Source organism: Streptomonospora mangrovi (assembly GCF_027604915.1).
In the GTDB taxonomy this organism is placed as follows: Bacteria; Actinomycetota; Actinomycetes; order Streptosporangiales; family Streptosporangiaceae; genus Streptomonospora; species Streptomonospora mangrovi.
Genome location: NZ_JAJAQC010000037.1, coordinates 1 through 19712, shown reverse-complemented (window position 1 = coordinate 19712; position 19712 = coordinate 1). Strand labels below are relative to the sequence as shown.

The window sequence follows — 19712 nt, the reverse complement described above, 5'->3', positions numbered from 1 at the left end:
CCCCGATCCCCGTGGCCCCCCACGCCCCCGCTCACCGTCCCGGTGCGCGGCCGCCGGCGGCCACCGCACCGCGCGGGCCCGCCGCCCGATCACCCCGGCTCCGGCAGCCCACCCGGCCCTGTTGCCGGCCCTGCCCCCGGCACCCACCGCTCCGCGCCCCCCGCGCCGGCACTCGCCGCCCCGACACCGGCCGCCGAGCCGGTGCCCCCGCCCGACCTGGTGGCGGCCGTGCGCACCCGCCTGGCGCGCGACGGCCGCGACCCCACCCCGGCCCAGGTGGCGGCGGCTGTGCGCGCCGAAGGCCGCACCCTCGGCGACGCCGAGGTGCTGTCGGTCGTCCGCGTGCTGCGCGCCGACCTCGCCGGAGCCGGACCGCTCGATCCGCTGCTCGGCGACCCCGCCATCACCGACATCCTCGTCAACGGCCCCGACGACGTCTGGATCGACGACGGCGCCGGGCTGCGACCCGCGCCCGCCGTCCGCTTCCCCGACGCCGACTCCGTCACCCGCCTGGCCCAGCGGCTGGCCGCCCAGGCGGGCCGCCGACTCGACACGGCGGCACCCTGGGTCGACGCCCGGCTGCCCGGCGGGGCGCGGCTGCACGCCGTGCTGCCGCCGATCGCGCCCGAGGGCGCGTGCCTGTCCCTGCGCCTTCCGCGCCGCACGGCGTTCAGCCTCGGCGAACTCACGGCCTCGGGCACCGTCCCCGATTCCGGCGCGCGCCTGCTGCGCGCGGTCGTCACCGCCCGCGCCGCCTTCCTGGTCTCCGGCGGTACCGGCACCGGTAAGACCACGCTGCTGTCGAGCCTGCTGTCGCTGGCGCCGCACCACGAGCGCCTGGTCCTGGTCGAGGACTCCGCCGAACTCCGCCCCGAGCACCCGCACGTGGTCCGCCTCCAGGCGCGCCCGCCCAACATCGAGGGGACCGGCGAGGTCGGCATCCACGACCTCGTCCGCCAAGCCCTGCGCATGCGGCCCGACCGACTCGTGGTCGGCGAGGTCCGGGGCCCCGAGGTCGTCACCCTGCTGGCCGCCTTGAACACCGGCCACGACGGCGGCTGCGGCACCCTGCACGCCAACGCCGCCGCCGACGTCCCCGCCCGCGTCGAGGCGCTGGCCTGCGCCGCCGGGCTCAGCCGCGAGGCCGTGCACAGCCAGTTGGCGGCCACCCGCGCGCTGGTCGTCCACCTCGTGCGCACCCCGGAGGGCGCCCGCCGCGTCGCCGAGGTCCGCGTCCTCGCGCGGGACCCCACCGGCCTGGTCCACGCCCGCCCCGCCGTCAGCTTCGGCCCACTCGGCGAACTCCGCGAACACGAGGCCCTGCCCGCCCTCACCGCCCGAGTCGGCGCCCAGTGGCGCCCCCAGACCCAATGACCGGGCCTCGATGTCGGGCGGACGAGCCTGGAGGCGTCGGGTGACGGGTGTGCGGTCGCCGGTGGGACGCGCCCCGCCGCGTGGTCGAGGCGTCGACCGGCACATGGCGGCGCATGGCCAACGGGAGCGCAGGGGGAGAACCGATGTTCGAGGGCGGGGGCGCGGTGCTCCACGCGGTGGGCGGGGCGGGCGGCTGGCTGCTCGGCCTCGGTGCGGCGCTGGGAGTGCTGGTCGCCCTGGTGCCGGGCACCGGCGCGGTGCGGGTCCGGGCGCTGCTCGCGGAGCGGAAAGGGAGTCCATCTCCAGGTCCGTCTCCAGGACCGGATCGCCCGCGCCGCGCCGTGGTGGCGGTCGTCGCGTGGGTCAGGGCCATGGTCGATGACCGGCTCGGGCGTGCCGCCGCTGCGCGGCGGCGCGCGGTGGTCGAGCTGTGCCGGGTGCTCGCCGCCGAACTGCGCGCCGGACGTGACCCCGGTGCCGCCGTCGAGTCCGCCGTGGCCGAACTCGACCCGGGTGTGCGTGCGGACTTCGCACCGCTCGGTGCCGCCGCCCGCACCGGCCACGACCTCGCCGCACCGCTGCGGGGACTGGCCACCCTGCGCGGCGCGGGCGGGCTGGTTCACCTCGCGGCCTGCTGTCGGGTGGCCGCCGCGACCGGCGCCGGGCTCGCCGACGTGGTCGACCGCCTGGCCGACGCCCTCGCCGACGAGGACGCCCGCCGCCGCGAGACCAGCGCCCAGCTCGCCGGGCCGCGCGCCACCGCCCTCATGCTCAGTGTGCTGCCCGTCCTCGGCCTGGCCATGGCCGGTGCGCTGGGCGGCTCGCCCCTGGCCTTCCTGTTCGCCACCCCCGCCGGGCTGGCCTGCCTGGGCGCCGGTCTGCTGCTGGACGCCGCCGGACTGCTGTGGACCCGCCGCCTGGTGCGGGGCGTCCTGGCCACCACCTACGGAACGGAGTGAGCGCCGTGACCTGGGTCGAGACGGCCGTGGTGGTCCTGGGCACGGCCTCGGCTGCGCTGCTCACGGGGTCGTCGCGGCCCTGGGCGCGGCGCCGGCTGAGGACCCTTCTACCGCCGATGCCGGTGCCGCGTCGGCGCGGTCGCCCCCGGCTGCGGCGGGCGGTGCTGCTGTGGGGCGTGCCGTGCGTGCCCGCGCTGACGCTGCTCGCGCTGGTCGGCCCCCTCGGCGCGCTGCTGGTGGGGGTGCCCGCCGGGGTGGCGCTGCGGTGGCGGCTGGCACGCGGCGACGGCGCAGTGGCCCCTTCGGTCGCGGGGCTGCCGATCGCGGTCGACCTGCTGGTGGCCGGGCTGCGGGCGGGCGGTGCCATGGCCGACGTGCTCGCGGCCGTGTCCGACGCCATCGGCGGCGGCCCGGTGGGACGCGCGTTCGGGCAGGCTGCCGAACAGGTGCGGCTGGGTGCGGACCCGGGGGCGGCGTGGTGCGGCGCAGCCGATGGGGTCGGGCACCCGCCGGAGTTCGGGGCGGTGGGCCGGGCCCTCGCACGGGCGGCCCGCACCGGGGCGCCGGTGGCCGACATCCTGGAGCGCCAGGCGGCCGAGATCCGGGATTCCGTGCGCAGCCGGGCGCTGGCACGCGCCCAGCGCCTCGGCGTGCTGGCGGTGGCACCGCTGGGACTGTGCTTCCTGCCCGCCTTCGTGCTGATCGGCGTGGTGCCCCTGGCCGCCGGCCTGCTGACCGGCATAGGCACGCCGTGACCCTGGCCGGACCGCGTCGATCCCCGCCGCCCTGCGGCGAGGACAAGGGCTTAGTTGCGGGCACCACCCGGCGGCAGGGCGCTTGGTCGACGCTTGAGGCGGCGGTGAGCACCACGGCGCGGGCGCGAGGGTGCCGGACCACCGTGATCCTGGGGGGTGCGGAGCGCTGTCCTTGCGACGGCTGGGGATAGGGGCAGGGCACGGCCTCGTGCGATGTCCGGCGGCGAGGCGGTTGACCTGGGTTGACCTGGTTCGCCGGGATGGTGACAAGCGCGGTGGCGGCCACTGCACGGCTCGGGGGCGCGAATGCCAGGGCGGGTTTTGTGGAACGGCTGCGGCAGCGGCGGCGCGCTGATAAGCGTTGCAGCGTGGTTCGACGTCACGAGATCACCGACACCGCCTGGGAGCAGATCGCGCCGCTGCTGCCCGCCAATCGCGGACGCGGCGGCCGCTGGGCCGACCATCGCACCATGCTCAACGGGATGCTCTACAAAATCGTCACCGGATGCCCCTGGCGCGAGCTTCCCCAACGCTACGGCCCCTGGCAGAGCATCTACGGCCGCTACCGCCGCTGGGCCGCTGACGGCACATTCGACGTGATCTGGCCCCACGTCCAAAGGGGCGACGACGCTGTAAGCCGCATCCGCTGGCAGGCCGGCCTCGGCCCCACCGCCGCGCCCGCCCAGGCCCACACCTTCGGTGCCCGAAGGAAGGAACCCCTGCCCAGCCAATCGCCGCACACGCCTTCGGACACCTCCGAGGCGAGTTGACCACCAGGATCCGCGTGGCCGCCGACGAGCGCGCGCCCTGCCTCCGGTCCTTCCACACCGGCGGCCTGAGATGCGGGTTCGGGGGCGGGGCCTCATACGTCCGGGCTGTGGCGCCGGCTTGCGGCGGGAGTAGTCACTGGGTGGCGGGGAGGGGGTGGGCGCCGGCTGGTCCGGCGCGGGAGTGGGCGGTGACGGTGCCCCGCACCAGGCGTGCCGGGGTTCGCACGGTGACCCGCAGGCTGAGGTCGTCGGCGAGGTCGCAGTCGGTGAGCGTCGCGCCGTTGGCTTCGGCGGTCGAGCGCGCCGCCGCGCAGGCGGATGCGGCGCCCAGGGCGGCGCGCTCGGCTCCGGCGAGCGCGGCGAGGTCGGCCGCCGAGGCGGCGCGGTGGTGGTCGGCCCGTACCCCGGCCACGAGGACGACCGCGAGCGCTGTGAACCACACCAGAACGCACAGGTTCAGCACCCAGACGGAGCCGGACCCGCGTTCACGCGCGCGTTCACCCGGGCGCCCGGCGGCGCGGACGCGTCGGTGCGGTGGCGGTGCGGTGGAGGCCGAGGGCACGGGCCGTCTCCTTTCTGCACCTTTGGAGCTGGTTCCGGGGGCGGGCGGAGCGTGCGCTGGTCAGGGCGTGCGGGCGGGGAGGGCCGGGTCGGCTTCCAAAGGTGTGGCGGCGCGGGCCTCGACCGGGACCGCGGCGTCGGGCCACGGCCCCAGCGGGACGCGTGCGGCGACGCTGACGTGCGCGAACCCGGAGCCGTCGGTGAGGGTGATGTCGGCGGAGCCGGGTGCGGACTCGGCGGCCAGGGCGTGGGCGACGTCGGCGGGTTCCCCACGGGCGAGCGCCCGCGCGCCGACGCGGGCGGCGTCGACGCAGGCGATGTAGGCTCCGGCGGCGTGGACGGCCGCGACGGCCAAGCCCAGCACCAGCACCAGGCTCGGCAGGGCGACCGCGACCTCCGCCGTGACCGTGCCCCGGTCAGCCGCCGGAGCGCAGGGCATCGGTGACCATCGCCAGCAGGGTGTCGCGGACCTCGGAGCTGGTCAGGATGGCGAACAGCACCGCCGCGAACGCGCACGCCGTGACCGTGCCCAATGCGTACTCCGCTGTCGACATGCCCCGATCGCGGTAGCCGGTGGGCGGGAGTCCGGTGAACGGGCGGCGGAGCCCTCCGGGGCAGGTCCACGGCGCCCTTCCCGTGGGCCGCGGAGTGCCCGTTGCAGCGCGCGGGATCGGCGGCCACTGGCCGCGCTGCCACGGCGGGGACCACCACCACCGCGCCTTGGTGGGGGCGGGCGGGGCCATGCGCCGGGAGAACGGGCAAGGGGACAGGGACGGGAGCAGGGACAGGGACATGGCTGCCTCCAGGTGTCCGGATCGGCGCGCGGCCACAGCGACCTCGCGTCCTGGATCCAGCGTGGTGGCGGCGGAGCCAGTGAGGAAAATGCAATCCCCAGGCTGTGGATAACTTTCTCGGCCTGGGGCGGACGCTTCGGGGAGAACGGCGCGACGTGGCCGACGGCGTGCCCGAACGCGCATTTTGCGCGGAAATGCGGGGGAGAAGGCGAGGGCGGTGGGTGCCGCGAGCAGTTCCCGGCTTCGGGTATCGCCCCCGGTTCCCGGGGTTCGGGCGTCAATGCGTTACTCGCGTCCCGGCTCGCCGCCCTTCGGGTCCCCGGCCGGTGCCGCTGACTGCGCCGGCGGCGGCCGTGCGCCCGTTGGCTCGCGGACTTCCCGCGCCTAACCGGACATCTGGAAACAGCGACGGCCCCCGCCGGGGGGAGAGCGGGGGCCGTCGGGCGGTCCGGGTCTGGGGGGGGTAGAGCCGGCCCGCCTCCGGATAAGACTGAGGGGGGTGCTCACGGCCGCGGCACGGCCGTCGTCGCCGAGCACATCGTCACATAAGCCGGAGATCCGCACCAGGTTCCGCAGCACGCGGAATCCGGCGGGCGTTGGTGCCGCGGCCGTACTGCGGTGCTGCTGCGAGTGCGGTGCCGCTGCGGAGGAAGCGGACGGGGCGTCCGTACCTGGATATTAGGTCTAGCAACGGACGCTACCACGCCCTTTTGTGTTCTCGGTGGAGAACTTTGACCTTGGGGGCCTTTTCACAGCCGTTCCCCAGGCGTAGAAAGGAAGCACAAGGTGGCACAGCCACCGGATACGGCAGCCGGGTACCCACGCGTCACCTAGCCGTTGGAGGCCCGTCCAGGCCAGGCCCGACACCTGGTCGGACTAGCACAGCCGCACGCATGATAGCCCGGTGTGACGTATCGACGGCGACGCCCTGGCGTCGGCCCCACGGGTCGTGCGGGGCGTCGTTCGCTGTTCAGAAAATTACCGTAAACCGGGCAAATGCCGCATTTCTCTATCGGCAACTGTAATGTGATCGAGATTGACGTCCGGATCCCCGATCACCGCGCCCCGAACCGCCCTCACCCGCGCTTGAGTGCCTCGCACGTCGCCAGCGAGTCCCGGGCGCCCGCCGCCACCGCCGCGCAGCAGTGCGCCACCCACCGCGCCACCCCCTCGGGGGTCGCGCTCTGGTAGGCCCGCAGCGCCTCCGCGTACTCCGCCGCCAGCTCCAGGTGCCCCAGCTCCGAGGGCACCAGCGACTTCGGGTCCAGCCCGCGCGCGATCAGCGTCAGCCGCTCGGCCGCCCGCGCCACCACGCCGTCGCCCCACCCGAACGGGCGCAGCGACACCAGTTCCCCGTGCACCACCGCCCCCACCACCAGCGCCGGAACCGAGGCCGGCGCAGCCAGCACCGCCCCCAGCGCGTCGATGCGCGCCGCCACCTCCGCCGCCCGGGGCGCCGGCCCCAGCCCCAGCGGGTCCTCCGCCGGCTCTCCGTCGGCGCGGGGCCGCCCCAGCGCGTCGGCGGGCGCGCCCTCGGCCGCGGCGAGCGCGTGCAGCCGCGCCAGCACCTGCCGCGGCGCCTTCGTCCAGGTCTCGGCCAACTGCCCCAGCTCTCCCGACACCCGCAGCGCGCCCTTCACCCGCGCGTCGTCGACGCGCCCGGCGCGGACGTCCTCCAGTTCGGCGTCGGCGCCGTCGAGCACGGCCGAGGCGCGGGCGCCGCGCAGCGCCGACTCCATCGAGACGTCGGCGCTGCGCCGCCGCAGGACGCGGTGGCCCAGGAGCCGGTCGACAAGGGTGCGGGTGTCCTCCACGGCCGCCGCGACACCGGGAAGCCCGGCGACGCGGAGCAGCGGATCGGCTGGTGCGGTGTTCACACCCAAACCCTACGCGGCGGTAACCCCAGGGCGGTGCACACCTGCGGAAGCGCCCCCTTGTAAGTTGCGGTCTCCACTTGATGAAGTGGGGTGCACCACACGCCACGCCATGATCTGTGGGCGTAGACAGTGTCGACAGTAAGGAGACGTACCGTGGCTGAGACTCCCCATGGGCAGGGTCAGGAGACACTGTCCAACCTTCTTCAGGAGTCCCGGAGCTTCCCGCCCCCCGCGGATCTGGCCGCCCATGCCAACGTGCAGGCCGATGCCTACGAGGCCGCCTCAGCCGACCGCCTGCGCTTCTGGGAGGACCAGGCCCGCCGGCTCCAGTGGGAGCAGCCGTGGAGCAACGTCCTGGAGTGGAACCCGCCCTTCGCCAAGTGGTTCACCGGCGGCACCATCAACGCCGCCGTGAACTGCCTGGACCGCCACGTCGACGCCGGCCTGGGCGAGCGCGTCGCCTACCACTGGGAGGGCGAGCCCGGCGACACCCGCACCATCACCTACGCCCAGCTCAAGGACATGGTGTGCCAGGCGTCCAACGCCCTGCTCGAACTGGGCGTGGCCAAGGGCGACCGCGTGGCCATCTACATGCCGATGATCCCCGAGACCGTGGTCGCCATGCTGGCCTGCGCCCGCATCGGCGCCGTACACATGGTGGTCTTCGGCGGGTTCTCCGTCGACGCGCTCGGCACCCGCCTGGACGACAGCCAGGCCAAGCTCGTCATCACCGCCGACGGCGGCTACCGCCGCGGCAAGCCCAGCTCGCTCAAGCCCGCCGTGGACGCCGCCGTGCGCGACCGCCCCGCCGTGGAGCACGTGCTCGTGGTCCGCCGCACCGGCCAGGACGTGGAGTGGACCGAGGGCCGCGACGTCTGGTGGCACGACGCGGTCGAGGGGCAGAGCACCGAGCACACCGCCGAGGCCCACGACGCCGAGCACCCGCTGTACATCATGTACACCAGCGGCACCACCGCCAAGCCCAAGGGCATCCTGCACACCACCGGCGGCTACCTCACCCAGGTGTCCTACACCCACTGGGCGGTGTTCGACCTCAAGGCCGACACCGACGTCTTCTGGACCGCCGCCGACATCGGCTGGGTCACCGGCCACTCCTACATCGTCTACGGCCCGCTCTCCAACGGCGCCACCTCGGTGATGTACGAGGGCACCCCCGACACCCCGCACAAGGGCCGCTTCTGGGAGATCGTGCAGAAGTACGGCGTCACCATCGCCTACATGGCGCCCACCGCCATCCGCACCTTCATGAAGTGGGGCGAGGAGCACCCCGCCCGGTTCGACCTCTCCAGCCTGCGGGTGCTCGGCTCGGTCGGCGAGCCCATCAACCCCGAGGCCTACATGTGGTACCGCACCCACATCGGCGGCGGCCGCGCCCCCGTGGTCGACACCTGGTGGCAGACCGAGACCGGCGCGATCATGGTCAGCCCCCTGCCCGGCGTCACCGCCGGCAAGCCGGGCGCCGCCATGCGCCCGCTGCCCGGCGTGGAGGTCGACGTCGTCGACGACCAGGGCAAGTCCGTGCCCAACGGCGGCGGCGGGTTCATCGTCGTCCGCGAGCCCTGGCCGTCGATGCTGCGCGGCATCTGGGGCGACCCCGAGCGCTACGAGAAGACCTACTGGTCGCGCTTTGAGGGCCTGTACTTCCCCGGCGACGGCGCCAAGCGCGACGAGGACGGCGACATCTGGCTGCTGGGCCGGGTGGACGACGTCATGCTCGTCTCGGGCCACAACATCTCCACCACCGAGGTGGAGTCCGCGCTGGTGTCCCACCCCAAGGTCGCCGAGGCCGCCGTCACCGGCGCCACCGACCCCGTGACCGGCCAGGCGATCGTCGCGTTCGTCATCCTGCGCGGCGAGGCCGGCGACGGCGGCACCGAGCTGGTCAAGGACCTGCGCGACCACGTCGCCGCCCACCTGGGCGCCATCGCCAAGCCGCGCCAGATCATGGTCGTGCCCGAACTGCCCAAGACCCGCTCGGGCAAGATCATGCGCCGGCTGCTGCGCGACGTCGCCGAGAACCGCGAACTGGGCGACGTCTCCACCCTCACCGACGCCCAGTCCATCCAGACCCTCAAGGACGCCTTCCAGCAGGGCGGAAAGGGCGACGACTAGGCACGACGCGCTCCCGCCGCACCGCCGGGCGCGCCGGTCCCCGCCCAGGGCACCGGCCCGCCCGGCGGCCGCGCGCGCTGCGGGGGTGCCCCCTGGTGGCGCACGCGTCCAGCGCGGCGCGTGGGGCGGGCGCCGTGCTGGGTATGCGAGGATGCGGAAGACGTCCGTCGGATGAAGGGAGCCGCCACCATGCCCGAGGCTCAGCCGGGCGGCAAGGAGCCTGTGGAGTTCGACGCCGCCGAGCACTCGCTCAACGAACTCGTCTCCGAGGCCGGGGGACTCATCCCCCGCCTGGTCCGCCTGGAGATCGAACTCGCCAAGGCCGAACTCGCGCGCGACGCCAAGAAGGTCGCGCAGGGGTCGGGCCTCTTCGCCGTGGCCGGCGTGCTCGCCCACATGATGCTGATCCTGGTCCTCATCACCGCGGCCCTGGGGATCATGGCCCTGGGCCTGCCCGCCTGGCTCTCCTTCCTCATCGTCACCGTCGCCGTGCTGCTGGTGGTGCTCGTCCTCGGCTTCCTGGGCCTGCGCCAGTTCCGCAAGCGCCAGGGACTGCCCCGCACCAGCGCCACCCTCGCCGACAGCATGGCGGTGTTCCAGCGCGGCCGGCGGACCCCCGGCGAGTGAGCCCCCCGGGCCGGTGATCGGTGACTGAGGAGTCCGCCGTCCTCATCGACGGCCCCTGGACCCACCGGACCGTCAGCGCGGCCGGCACCCGGTTCCACATCGCCGAGTGCGGCGAGGGACCGCTCGTCCTGCTCCTGCACGGGTTCCCCCAGTTCTGGTGGGCCTGGCACGAGCAGATGACCGCCCTGGCCGGCGCGGGCCACCGCGTGGTCGCCCTCGACCAGCGCGGCTACGGCGCCAGCGACAAGCCCCCGCGCGGCTACGACCTCATCACCCTGGCCTCCGACGCCGCCGGACTCATCCGCGCCCTCGGCGAGGCCGACGCCGCCGTGGTCGGCCACGCCGGCGGCGGCCTGCTGGCCTGGACCATGGCGGTGTACTTCCCCCAGACCGTGCGCCGCCTGGCGGTGCTGTCCATGCCCCACCCCCGGCGGCTGCGCGAGGCCGTCCTCACCGGCGGCCAGGGCTGGGCCGGCCGCCACGTCGCCGGCTTCCAGGTGCCCATGGTGCCCGAGCGCCGGCTGGTCGCCGACGACGCCCGGCTGGTCGCCGGCATGCTGCGCGCCTGGTCGCGCCCGGGCTGGCCCGACCCCGACACCGAGCGGCACATGCGCGCGGCCATGCGGATCCCCGGGGTGGCGCACTGCTCCCTGGAGTTCCACCGCTGGCTGGTGCGCTCCCAGTTCCGCCCCGACGGCCACCGCTACATGCGCCGGATGCGCCGCCCCATCACCGTGCCCACCCTGCACCTGCACGGCGCGCTGGACCCGGTGCTGCTGCCCGCCGCCGCGCGCGGTTCCGGGCGCTACGTCGACGCCCCCTACCGGTGGCGCGTCGTGGAGGGCGCCGGGCACTTCCCCCACCAGGAGCGCCCCCGGCGGGTCAACGACGTCCTCACCAACTGGCTGGCCGACACCGAGCCCGACGACTGACCCCGCCCGGCGGCCCATCCCCACCCCCGCCCCGGCGCGTGTGCGCGGGCGGCGCAGCGGCTAGAGTGCCAGGCGGCGCGGCCCCCACCGGGCACCGCGCCGCGCAGGTGGCACGGCGAGACCGCAGACGAGGGAGCGGCCAGGATGAGCGACGGCGACCCCGCCCGGACCGGGCGCGACCGCGACCCCCAGGGCCGGGCGCAGAACCAGCGCCCCCGCGACCGCTACGGCCGCCCCCTGGAGCACGGCGAGCCGGGGGTGCCCCGGGTCCCCGACGACGCCGTCTTCACCCCCGACGAAGGGCTGACCGAGGCCCAGCGGCTGCTCGACGAGGGCTACGCCTTCCACGCCCACGAGGTCCTTGAGGCGGTGTGGAAGTCGGCCGAGGAGCCCGAGCGGGAGCTGTGGCGCGGCCTGGCCCAGATCGCCGTCGGCCTCACCCATGCCCAGCGCGGCAACCGCGTCGGCGCGGCCCGGCTGCTGCGGCGCGGCGCCGAGCGCGTCGTGGCCTACGGCCCGCAGGCCCCCCACGGCGTGGACGCCGTCGGGGCGGCGGCCTTCGCGCGCTCGGTCGCCGACCGGCTCGACGGGCTGGACGAGATGGAGGGCCAGGAGCGGATCGGTTCGGCCGCCGACCCCGGCGGCCCCGGCACCCCCGACCGCCCCGGCGACCCCGGTGCGCCGGCCGCCCCCGACGACCGCGCGGCCGCCGAGCGCGCCGACAGCCCCGTAGGCCCCGACATCGAGCGGGACGCCCCGCGCGTCGACACCAGCGGGCTGCGGCTGCGCCGCGACGGCGTGCGTTAGGCCACATCCGCGCCGAACCGGTGGCCGATCGCGCCCCGGTACGCCAGGCTTTCCCCGGTGGCGGTGCGCCGCGCGCGCCCGCCCCGCGCCTTCCGCGTGCGCCCGGGGCCGCGTCCCGGCATGCCGGCGCCTCCGCCTGGGGGTGCCCGTCCCCCCGGCGCCCGCGCGCCCGACCGGCGCCCTTGCGCGCCGCACCCACCGGTGGCCCGCACACCCGGCCGCCCGGTGCGCCCTTCCGCCGCTCTGACCGGCGCACACGCGTTTCACGCGTATTTCATGGCGCTTCGCGCCTTTCATCACCATTGCCCCGATAAATGATAATTCGCGGCAATTACAATAATTGCCGACCTCCTGGCCAAATATCCGGATTCCCAGGTCACCGTGCGATCACATATCCCATGAGACGACGGGAGATTCGCGACCCGCTCTCACGTTTCACGTTTTCGATGCGTAGAATCCCCGACACCGTGGCCGCGTGAATTCGCGGAAACGGCGCAAGGAATTGTGTCGGTGGCACCCGCAGGACCCTGCCGCGCGAGCCGCACCAGCGGGTCGGTCCGCACGTGCGCGGGGGCCAAAAACGTGCCCGTCTCTAGGAGGACGGATTGTCTGGGCTCACCCTCGCCGCCAACGGCGGCACGGCCCTGGCCTTGGACGGTATGAACCTCACGCTGGTCGTCGTGGTGCTGGTGGTCGCGCTCCTCGCGCTCGCCGTCGCCGGATGGCTGGTCCGCGAGGTTCTCGCCGCCGGCCAGGGCACCGAGCGGATGCAGAACATCGCGCTCGCCGTGCAGGAAGGCGCGGCGGCCTACCTCAAGCGCCAGTTCCGCACCCTCGCCGTGTTCGTCGTCGTCATCCCCCTGCTGCTCCTGCTGCTGCCCGCCGACGACCTCGGCGTACGCGTGGGGCGGTCCGTGTTCTTCGCGCTCGGCGCCGGCTTCTCCGCCCTGACCGGCTTCATCGGCATGTGGCTCGCGGTCCGCGGCAACGTCCGTGTCGCGGCCGCCGCCCGCGAAGGCGGTGAGGGCGGCGAACACGCCGCGATGCGCATCGCCTTCCGCACCGGCGGTGTGGCCGGCATGTTCACCGTCGGCCTCGGCCTGGCCGGCGCCGCCATCGTCGTCCTGCTCTACCGGGGCGACGCGCCCACGGTCCTGGAGGGCTTCGGCTTCGGCGCCGCCCTGCTGGCGATGTTCATGCGGGTCGGCGGCGGCATCTTCACCAAGGCCGCCGACGTCGGCGCCGACCTCGTCGGCAAGGTCGAGCAGGGCATCCCCGAGGACGACCCCCGCAACGCCGCCACCATCGCCGACAACGTCGGCGACAACGTGGGCGACTGCGCGGGCATGGCCGCCGACCTGTTCGAGTCCTACGCGGTGGTCCTGGTGGCCTCGCTCATCCTGGGCCGCGTCGCCTTCGGCGTCGAGGGCCTGGTCTTCCCGCTCCTGGTCCCGATGATCGGCGTCATCACCGCCATCATCGGCATCTTCCTGGTGGCGCCCCGCTCCAGCGACAAGAGCGCGATGTCGGCCATCAACCGCGGGTTCTTCATCTCCGCGGTGATCTCGGCCGTGCTGGTCACCGCCACCGCCTTCGCCTACCTGCCCGCCAGCTTCGCCGACCTGACCGGCGCCGGCGAGGAGATCCGCGGCCTCGACGGCGACCCGCGCGTCCTCGCGGTGGGCGCCGTGCTCATCGGCCTCCTCCTGGCCGCCGCCATCCAGCTCCTCACCGGCTACTTCACCGAGACCGACCGCCGCCCCGTGCGGGAGATCGGCGAAAGCTCCGAGACCGGCGCGGCCACCGTCATCCTCTCCGGCATCTCGGTCGGCCTGGAGTCGGCCGTCTACTCCGCCGTGCTCATCGCCGGGGCGGTCTACGCGGCGTTCCTGCTGGGCAGCGCCTCCATCACGCTCAGCCTCTTCGCCGTGGCGCTGGCCGGCACCGGCCTGCTCACCACCGTCGGCGTCATCGTGGCGATGGACACCTTCGGACCCGTCTCCGACAACGCCCAGGGCATCGCCGAGATGTCCGGCGACGTCCAGGGCAAGGGGGCCGAGGTCCTCACCAGCCTCGACGCGGTGGGCAACACCACCAAGGCCATCACCAAGGGCATCGCCATCGCCACGGCGGTCCTGGCCGCCACCGCCCTGTTCGGCGCCTTCCGCACCGCCGTGGAGGACGCCCTGCGGGCGGCCGGCGAGAACGCCGACACCTTCAGCCTGTCCATCGACGAGCCCAACGTCCTGGTCGGCGTCATCATCGGCGCCGCGGTGGTGTTCCTCTTCTCCGGCCTGGCGGTCATGGCCGTGGGCCGCGCCGCCGGGCGGGTCGTGGTCGAGGTGCGCGAGCAGTTCCGCACCCGGCCCGGGATCATGGACGGCACCGAGAAGCCCGAGTACGCCCGCGTGGTCGACATCTGCACCCGCGACTCCCTGCGCGAACTGGTCACCCCCGGCCTGCTCGCCGTCCTCACCCCCATCGCGGTCGGCTTCGCCCTGGGCTACGCGCCGCTGGGCGCGTTCCTCGGCGGCGCCATCGCCGCGGGCGCGCTGATGGCGGTGTTCCTCGCCAACTCCGGTGGCGCCTGGGACAACGCCAAGAAGCTGGTCGAGGACGGCCACCACGGCGGCAAGGGGTCGGAGGCCCACGAGGCCACCGTCATCGGCGACACCGTCGGCGACCCGTTCAAGGACACCGCCGGCCCGGCCATCAACCCGCTGCTCAAGGTCATGAACCTGGTCGCGCTCATCATCGCGCCCAGCGTCGTGATGTACGCGAGCAACGTCCCGCTGCGCCTGGGCGTGGCGGCGCTGGCCATGGCCCTCATCGTCGGCGCGATCGTGTGGTCCAAGCGCCGCGGCGGCGACTCCGGCCCGCGCGACCGGGCCGAGCAGACCCGCACCGACCCCGAGGTCGGCGCGGCCGCCCCGCCGGCCGAGGACCCCGTCGTGGCCGACACCGTCCACAACGGCGACACCCCCGGCCGCAAGGCCGAGGCCCGCACCGCCGAAGCCGGCGGCGAGGGCTGAGGCCCCTCCGCCCGCGCGCTCCGCGCCGTCCCGGCCGCACCACGGCCGGGGCGGCGCGGACCCGTGTCCGGGCCCGGCCGCGCCCCGCCCCGCGCAACGCCGACTCGGCTGAGGGTCGCGCGGACCACCTCATAGGCTGAGGCCCACACAACGACGTGCTGGACGTGATGGAGGGATGTCGTCCGTTGTCCGGAATGAAGGGTCTGGCCATCATCCTCGGCGCCATGCTGGCCTTCATGGCGGCGATCGCCGTCCTCGCCACGGTGCTGGCGCCATGACCCGGCGACTGATCGTGCTCCGGCACGCCAAGGCCGACGCGCTCGTCGGCGGCGCCGACCACGCCCGCGTCCTCACCCCCGAGGGCCGCGACCAGGCCCGCGCGGTGGGCGCCCGCCTCGCGGCGGCCGGCCTGCGCCCCGACCACGTGCTGTGCTCCACCGCCCGACGCACCCGCCAGACCCTGGAGCTGGCGCTGGCGGCGTTCGAGTCGCCGCCCCCCGTGGAGTACGAGGACGCGCTCTACAGCGCCGACGTGCCGGCGGTCCTCGACCTGGTGTCGCGCACCGACCCCGCCGTCCACACGCTGCTGGTCGTCGGCCACAACCCCACGATGGCGCAGTTGGCCGGGGCGTTCATGGCCGACGAACCATTGACCGGCTTCCCGCCGGCCGCCACCGCCGTGGTCGACCTCGAAGTGGAGTGGCTCTACGCCGCCCCCGGCACGGGCACCGCGCGCCTGCTCGCCTAGCGCCCGCGCGGGGCGCGGCGCAGCCACCCGGCTCGGCATCCGGCGCGGGACCGTTGCGCCGTCCCCCGCGCGGGTGACCGCGCGCCCGGCCGCGCGGCCGTTGTCCCCCGTGCGAGCTACACGCAGGTGTCCACCGCACGGTGACGACCGGGAGGGGTCCGGCTCCGTAGCGTTTCCCTCATCACGCGGCGCCCCGCCGCGGACCGAGAGAACGAGACAGGAGTCCCCCCAATGAGACTGGTGTGGCAGTTGCTGGCCGTCGCGGCCGTCGGCATCATCGGCAGTCAGGTGGCGATGGCGTTCGAGGGCAACGCGTGGGCGACGCTGGTCGTGGGCCTGCTCGCCTCGGCCCTGACCCTGCTGGCCTACTGGTGGGTGGTGCGGCTGACCGAGCGCCGCACGGTCACCGAGGTCGTCGGCAAGGGCTCCGTGAGAGGGCTGCTGATCGGGACGGTCGCCGGGTTCGCGCTCTTCGCGATGGTGATCGTCAACATCTTCTTCCTCGGCCACTACCAGGTCAACGGCCTGGGCACCGTGCTCGGCGCGATCGGCCTGTTCGGATTCATGGCCGCGGCGGCCGTCACCGAGGAGGTGCTGTTCCGCGGCGTGCTGTTCCGCATCATGGAGGGGTGGTGGGGCACCTGGATCGCCCTGGTGGTGCCCAGCCTGCTGTTCGCCCTCGCGCATGTGCCCAACCCCGGTGCCACCGTCGTGGGGATCGGCGCCGTCTTCATCGCCGGCACCATGTTCTCCGCCGCCTACGCCGCCACCCGCAGCCTGTGGCTGCCCATCGGCCTCCACTTCGGCTGGAACTACGCGGCCTCGGCGGTCTTCAGCACCGAGGTCTCGGGCGCCGGCACCCCCACGGGCCTGCTGGACACCACCATCACCGGTCCCGCGATGCTCACCGGCGGCTCGTTCGGCCCGGAGGCCAGCCCCTACTCGATCGCGTTCTGCCTCCTGACGACGCTGGTGTTCCTGTGGCTGGCCCACCGACGCGGCCGCCTGGTGCCCCTCCGCAAGGACGCCAAGCGGGTCGAGTCCGGCTCTACACTTCCCCAGTGACCACTCGACGGCGGCTCACCGGGCTGTGGCAGAGGTTCCGCGCCGAAGAGTGGCTGCTGCCGCTCATCGGCGCGGCCCTCTTCGTCGCCTCCTTCGTGCCCTCCCTCCAAGGCGAGGGCACGATGCTGGGCGGCGTGCCCGACCGCCCCTTCGACGCCCTGGCGCTGGTGGCGATCAGCCTCCAGAGCGCCCCCCTCGCCCTGTGCCGGCGGTGGCCGGTCGCCGCACTCGCCCTGGTGGCGCTGGGCTTCGCCGTGGACCAGCTCCTCGGCTACCACACGATCGCCGGCACCGCGCTGCCGCTGGCGCTGGTGGCCGCCGCCTTCTACACCGAGCGGCACCGCCGCGCCATCGCGGCCGTGTGCTCCGTCGCCTACGTGGTCCTGGCCCTCGCCCTCTCCCAGGTGGGGGCGGGTGAGTCGCCCGCCGGGTGGATCGCGTTCTACGGGGCGCTGGTCCTGGCCTGGGGGATCGGGGCGTGGTTGCGGGCGGTCCGGATCGCCGAGGCCGAGCACCGGCGCCGCGTCGCCGAGGAGACCCGCACCGCCGAGCGCACCCGCATCGCCCGCGAGCTGCACGACGTGGTCACCCACCACGTCACCGCGATGGTGGTGCAGGCCGAGGCGGCGCGCTACCTGACGGCCGCCCCCGAGCGCCTGGACCAGACGCTCGACGCCATCACCGACACCGGTCGGCGCGCCGTCACCGACCTGCGCCACCTGCTGGACCTGCTCAATCCCGACCACGGCACCGGCACCCGCACCCCGCCGGTGGGCCGGGTGCTGCCGCTGGTGGAGCAGACCCGCCGGGCCGGCCAGCCGGTGGAGTTCACCGAGGAGGGCACCCCGGCGGCCTCGACCGGCAGCGCCGACCTGGTGGCCTTCCGCATCGTGCAGGAGGGCCTGACCAACGCCCTCAAGTACGCCCACGGCGCCCCCACGCGGGTGCGGTTGTGCCACGGCGAAGGGGAGATCACGGTGGAGGTCGAGACGGACGGCGAAGGCGGCTCGCCCGGGTTCACAGAGGGCAGCGGGCGGGGCCTGGCCGGCCTGCGCGAGCGGGTGGAGGTGCTGGGCGGGGAGTTCAGCGCGGGGCCGCGCGCCGCCGGCGGCTTCCTGGTGCGTGGGCGCATCCCGGCGAAGGGCGCGGCGTGAGCGCCCCCACCCGGGTGGTCGTCAGCGACGACCAGGTGCTCATCCGCACCGGCCTGACCACCATCATCGACGCCCAGCCCGACATGGAGGTGGTGGGCGAGTGCGGTGACGGCCAGGCGGCGGTGGAGCTGTGCGAGCGGGTGCGCCCCGACGTCGTGGTGATGGACGTGCGCATGCCGGTGCTCGACGGGATCGAGGCCACCCGCCGCCTGGCCGGGGCGGGGGTGGCCGATCCCGTCAAGGTGCTCGTGGTGACCACGTTCAACCTGGACGAGTACGTGTACGAGGCGCTGCGCGCGGGGGCGAGCGGGTTCCTGCTCAAGGACGCGCCGCCCAGCCAGCTCCTGCACGGCATCCGGACGGTGGCCACGGGCGCGGCCCTGCTGGACCCCGAGGTGACCCGCCGGCTGGTGGGCACCTACGCCGCGCGCATCCGGCCGGCGGGGGGAGCGGCGCCCGACATCCCGCTCACCCCGCGCGAGCTGGAGGTGCTGCGGCTGGTCGCCGAGGGGCTGTCCAACAGCGAGATCGCGGCGCGGCTGGTCATCAGCCAGGAGACGGTCAAGACGTTCGTCTCGCGCATCCTCACCAAGCTCGACCTGCGCGACCGGGTCCAGGCGGTCGTCTACGCCTACCGCAACGGCATGGTCACCTGATCCGGTGATGCCGGCGCCGGGTCAGCGGCCCAGGCCCAGCAGCCCCTCGGCGACCGCCACCAGGTCGTCGCCCACGGCGTCGGCCGGGGTGAAGACGTCGCCGTAGGCGTACTCCAGCCGGCTGCACCAGCCCGCCAGCAGGCCCGCCTCCTTGGCGCCGTGGCAGTCCCAGGCGTGCACGGCGACCAGCGCGGTGCGCTCGACCGGAGTCCCCAGGGACTCGGCGGCGATGTGGTAGAGGCCGGGCGCGGGCTTCCAGACGCCTTCGTCGGCGGCGGTGACCACGCGGCTGATGTAGCGGTCCAGCCCGGTGCGCTCCAGGAACCGCTCGGTGGCGTCGCGCCCGCCCACGGTGAGGAACCCCATCGGCACCCCCGCCTCGGCGAACCGCCGGATGGCGGGTTCGGCGTCGGGGTGGGCGGGCATGTCGCCGAAGCCGCTGATCACGTGGTCGGTCTCGGCGTCGGTCACCCCGCCCCGGGTCTCGACGCGCATGGCGTGCCGCATCGCGTCGGGGAAGGGCGTGGGCCGGCCGCTCAGCGCCAGCGCGAAGGCGTCGCGCTGCGCGCGCAGGAACCAGGGCTCCATCAACTCCGCCGGCTGCCCGATGTCGAGGAAGCGCTGCGCCAACGGGCGCACGTCCATCAGGGTTTCGACGACGTCGAACAGCACGCCGCCGAGGGCGGGGGCGGGAGCGGTGGAGCCGTCGGCCGTGTTCGCTGCCATGGTGGCCTCCTTGCCGGGGACTGCCGGTGGCCGCCCGCAGTGGGGACGCGCGGGCGGGGCGCGGGTGCGCAGGGGCCTTCTCGCCGGGATCGCGGGTGCTGAAACGTGAGGTCGGCGGCGCGTGCGGCGCCGAGTTGGCGTCGCGGGGGAAGGCGGCTATAGTCGGTCGGGTCGCCACCGCCGGGCCCGCATGGTGCCCAGGCGCTGAGGCGGCCGTCTTCCTTCGGCAGCGACCACCGCTCGGTGGGCGCCGCCGTATCTACACGGTCTGAACACCTGGTGATGTGTGGCAGTATGAACGCTGCCCGCACAAAAACGGGCGGGATGAATTGTGTTGATGTTTCGGGAGTTTCAAAAACCGCCGATTTGGCGGAGTGCGGAACGCCTGATAATGTGAAGACACAACAAAGCGGAAACGCGGAGATTGATCCGCCCCTTGTGGGAAGAGCCTTTGCGGGCCTGCCGGAGAGCGGGTCCGGGGTTTGTACCCGGTGAGCGGTTGCTTCTTGAGAACTCAACAGCGCGTGTATGACATTCTTTGTGCCATGTTTGTTTTGGCCCCGTTGGACACCCTTCAGTGGGTGTTCGGGGTTCCTTTGATGGGTTCACCCTTCCGGGGTGGGCCGGTCAGGATTGAAGACCTTTAATGGAGAGTTTGATCCTGGCTCAGGACGAACGCTGGCGGCGTGCTTAACACATGCAAGTCGAGCGGTAAGGCCCTTCGGGGTACACGAGCGGCGAA

The 19712-nt window shown here is 74.2% G+C and carries 18 protein-coding genes and 1 rRNA gene; 14 read left to right on the top strand and 5 right to left on the bottom strand.

Translation table 11 applies throughout. The features are described from left to right. Window positions 1-201: 201 nt before the first annotated feature. From LG943_RS19490 to LG943_RS19475, 4 genes are all read left to right on the top strand, one after another. Window positions 202-1374: a TadA family conjugal transfer-associated ATPase gene (locus LG943_RS19490; RefSeq protein ID WP_270073757.1), complete on the top strand. Its 1173-nt coding sequence runs from the start codon at window positions 202-204 to the stop codon at window positions 1372-1374. Between the two features lie 143 nt (window positions 1375-1517). Then, on the top strand, window positions 1518-2333 hold the full coding sequence (locus LG943_RS19485; protein WP_270073756.1) for a type II secretion system F family protein: 816 nt from the start codon (window positions 1518-1520) through the stop codon (window positions 2331-2333). 5 nt (window positions 2334-2338) lie between these two features. Beyond that, window positions 2339-3088, top strand: a complete 750-nt coding sequence (locus tag LG943_RS19480) for a type II secretion system F family protein (RefSeq protein WP_270073755.1) — start codon at window positions 2339-2341, stop codon at window positions 3086-3088. A gap of 242 nt (window positions 3089-3330) precedes the next feature. Further along, a complete protein-coding gene (locus LG943_RS19475; protein ID WP_270073754.1) occupies window positions 3331-3858 on the top strand; it encodes a transposase in 528 nt (175 codons plus the stop codon). Window positions 3859-3991: 133 nt separating this feature from the next. Here LG943_RS19475 and LG943_RS19470 read toward each other — a convergent pair whose 3' ends face one another. The 4 genes from LG943_RS19470 to LG943_RS19455 form a co-directional block, all read right to left on the bottom strand. Further along, window positions 3992-4420, bottom strand: a complete 429-nt coding sequence (locus LG943_RS19470) for an Rv3654c family TadE-like protein (RefSeq protein ID WP_270073753.1) — start codon at window positions 4418-4420, stop codon at window positions 3992-3994. Between the two features lie 60 nt (window positions 4421-4480). Next, window positions 4481-4858 (bottom strand): TadE family type IV pilus minor pilin, encoded by a 378-nt coding sequence (locus LG943_RS19465; protein ID WP_270073752.1) that lies wholly within the window; start codon window positions 4856-4858, stop codon window positions 4481-4483. Beyond that, window positions 4836-4973: a DUF4244 domain-containing protein gene (locus tag LG943_RS19460; RefSeq protein WP_270073751.1), complete on the bottom strand. Its 138-nt coding sequence runs from the start codon at window positions 4971-4973 to the stop codon at window positions 4836-4838. The genes LG943_RS19465 and LG943_RS19460 overlap by 23 nt, the downstream gene beginning before the upstream one ends. Before the next feature lie 1316 nt (window positions 4974-6289). Further along, complete coding sequence (locus LG943_RS19455) at window positions 6290-7090, bottom strand: Fic family protein (protein ID WP_270073750.1); 801 nt, start codon at window positions 7088-7090, stop codon at window positions 6290-6292. A 153-nt stretch (window positions 7091-7243) separates the two neighbouring features. On the opposite strand from LG943_RS19455, the gene acs reads away from it, so the two are divergent. The 9 genes from acs to LG943_RS19410 all read left to right on the top strand — a co-directional run bounded on the left by acs (window position 7244) and on the right by LG943_RS19410 (window position 18244). After that, entirely contained in the window at window positions 7244-9223 is a 1980-nt protein-coding gene (gene acs / locus LG943_RS19450; protein WP_270073749.1) for an acetate--CoA ligase, read from the top strand. A 189-nt stretch (window positions 9224-9412) separates the two neighbouring features. Next, window positions 9413-9850: a phage holin family protein gene (locus tag LG943_RS19445; RefSeq protein ID WP_270073748.1), complete on the top strand. Its 438-nt coding sequence runs from the start codon at window positions 9413-9415 to the stop codon at window positions 9848-9850. Between the two features lie 20 nt (window positions 9851-9870). Next, complete coding sequence (locus LG943_RS19440) at window positions 9871-10782, top strand: alpha/beta fold hydrolase (RefSeq protein WP_270073747.1); 912 nt, start codon at window positions 9871-9873, stop codon at window positions 10780-10782. A gap of 144 nt (window positions 10783-10926) precedes the next feature. Further along, window positions 10927-11589, top strand: a complete 663-nt coding sequence (locus LG943_RS19435; RefSeq protein ID WP_408648617.1) for a DUF309 domain-containing protein — start codon at window positions 10927-10929, stop codon at window positions 11587-11589. 659 nt (window positions 11590-12248) lie between these two features. Continuing rightward, window positions 12249-14621: a sodium-translocating pyrophosphatase gene (locus tag LG943_RS19430; protein ID WP_408648620.1), complete on the top strand. Its 2373-nt coding sequence runs from the start codon at window positions 12249-12251 to the stop codon at window positions 14619-14621. 274 nt (window positions 14622-14895) lie between these two features. Further along, a complete protein-coding gene (locus tag LG943_RS19425; protein WP_270073745.1) occupies window positions 14896-15369 on the top strand; it encodes a SixA phosphatase family protein in 474 nt (157 codons plus the stop codon). A 231-nt stretch (window positions 15370-15600) separates the two neighbouring features. Beyond that, a complete protein-coding gene (locus LG943_RS19420; protein WP_270073744.1) occupies window positions 15601-16434 on the top strand; it encodes a CPBP family intramembrane glutamic endopeptidase in 834 nt (277 codons plus the stop codon). Further along, entirely contained in the window at window positions 16431-17588 is a 1158-nt protein-coding gene (locus tag LG943_RS19415) for a sensor histidine kinase (protein ID WP_270073743.1), read from the top strand. The genes LG943_RS19420 and LG943_RS19415 overlap by 4 nt, the downstream gene beginning before the upstream one ends. Continuing rightward, a complete protein-coding gene (locus LG943_RS19410; protein WP_270073742.1) occupies window positions 17585-18244 on the top strand; it encodes a response regulator in 660 nt (219 codons plus the stop codon). Before LG943_RS19415 ends, LG943_RS19410 begins: the two co-directional genes overlap by 4 nt. 21 nt (window positions 18245-18265) lie before the next feature. On the opposite strand, the gene LG943_RS19405 is transcribed toward LG943_RS19410, so the two are convergent. Beyond that, on the bottom strand, window positions 18266-18970 hold the full coding sequence (locus LG943_RS19405) for an HAD family hydrolase (protein ID WP_270073741.1): 705 nt from the start codon (window positions 18968-18970) through the stop codon (window positions 18266-18268). Between the two features lie 643 nt (window positions 18971-19613). Between LG943_RS19405 and LG943_RS19400 the strand changes: the two genes are divergently transcribed. Then, window positions 19614-19712, top strand: a 16S ribosomal RNA gene (locus tag LG943_RS19400); the annotation flags it as partial.

Coding starts and splice junctions, on each gene's coding strand:
- LG943_RS19420 (WP_270073744.1), top strand. CDS start 15,601: ATGAGACTGGTGTGGCAGTTGCTGGCCGTCGCGGCCGTCGGCATCATC.
- LG943_RS19445 (WP_270073748.1), top strand. CDS start 9,413: ATGCCCGAGGCTCAGCCGGGCGGCAAGGAGCCTGTGGAGTTCGACGCC.
- LG943_RS19460 (WP_270073751.1), bottom strand. CDS start 4,973: ATGTCGACAGCGGAGTACGCATTGGGCACGGTCACGGCGTGCGCGTTC.
- LG943_RS19425 (WP_270073745.1), top strand. CDS start 14,896: ATGACCCGGCGACTGATCGTGCTCCGGCACGCCAAGGCCGACGCGCTC.
- LG943_RS19435 (WP_408648617.1), top strand. CDS start 10,927: ATGAGCGACGGCGACCCCGCCCGGACCGGGCGCGACCGCGACCCCCAG.
- LG943_RS19405 (WP_270073741.1), bottom strand. CDS start 18,970: ATGGCAGCGAACACGGCCGACGGCTCCACCGCTCCCGCCCCCGCCCTC.
- LG943_RS19465 (WP_270073752.1), bottom strand. CDS start 4,858: ATGCCCTGCGCTCCGGCGGCTGACCGGGGCACGGTCACGGCGGAGGTC.
- LG943_RS19485 (WP_270073756.1), top strand. CDS start 1,518: ATGTTCGAGGGCGGGGGCGCGGTGCTCCACGCGGTGGGCGGGGCGGGC.
- LG943_RS19430 (WP_408648620.1), top strand. CDS start 12,249: ATGAACCTCACGCTGGTCGTCGTGGTGCTGGTGGTCGCGCTCCTCGCG.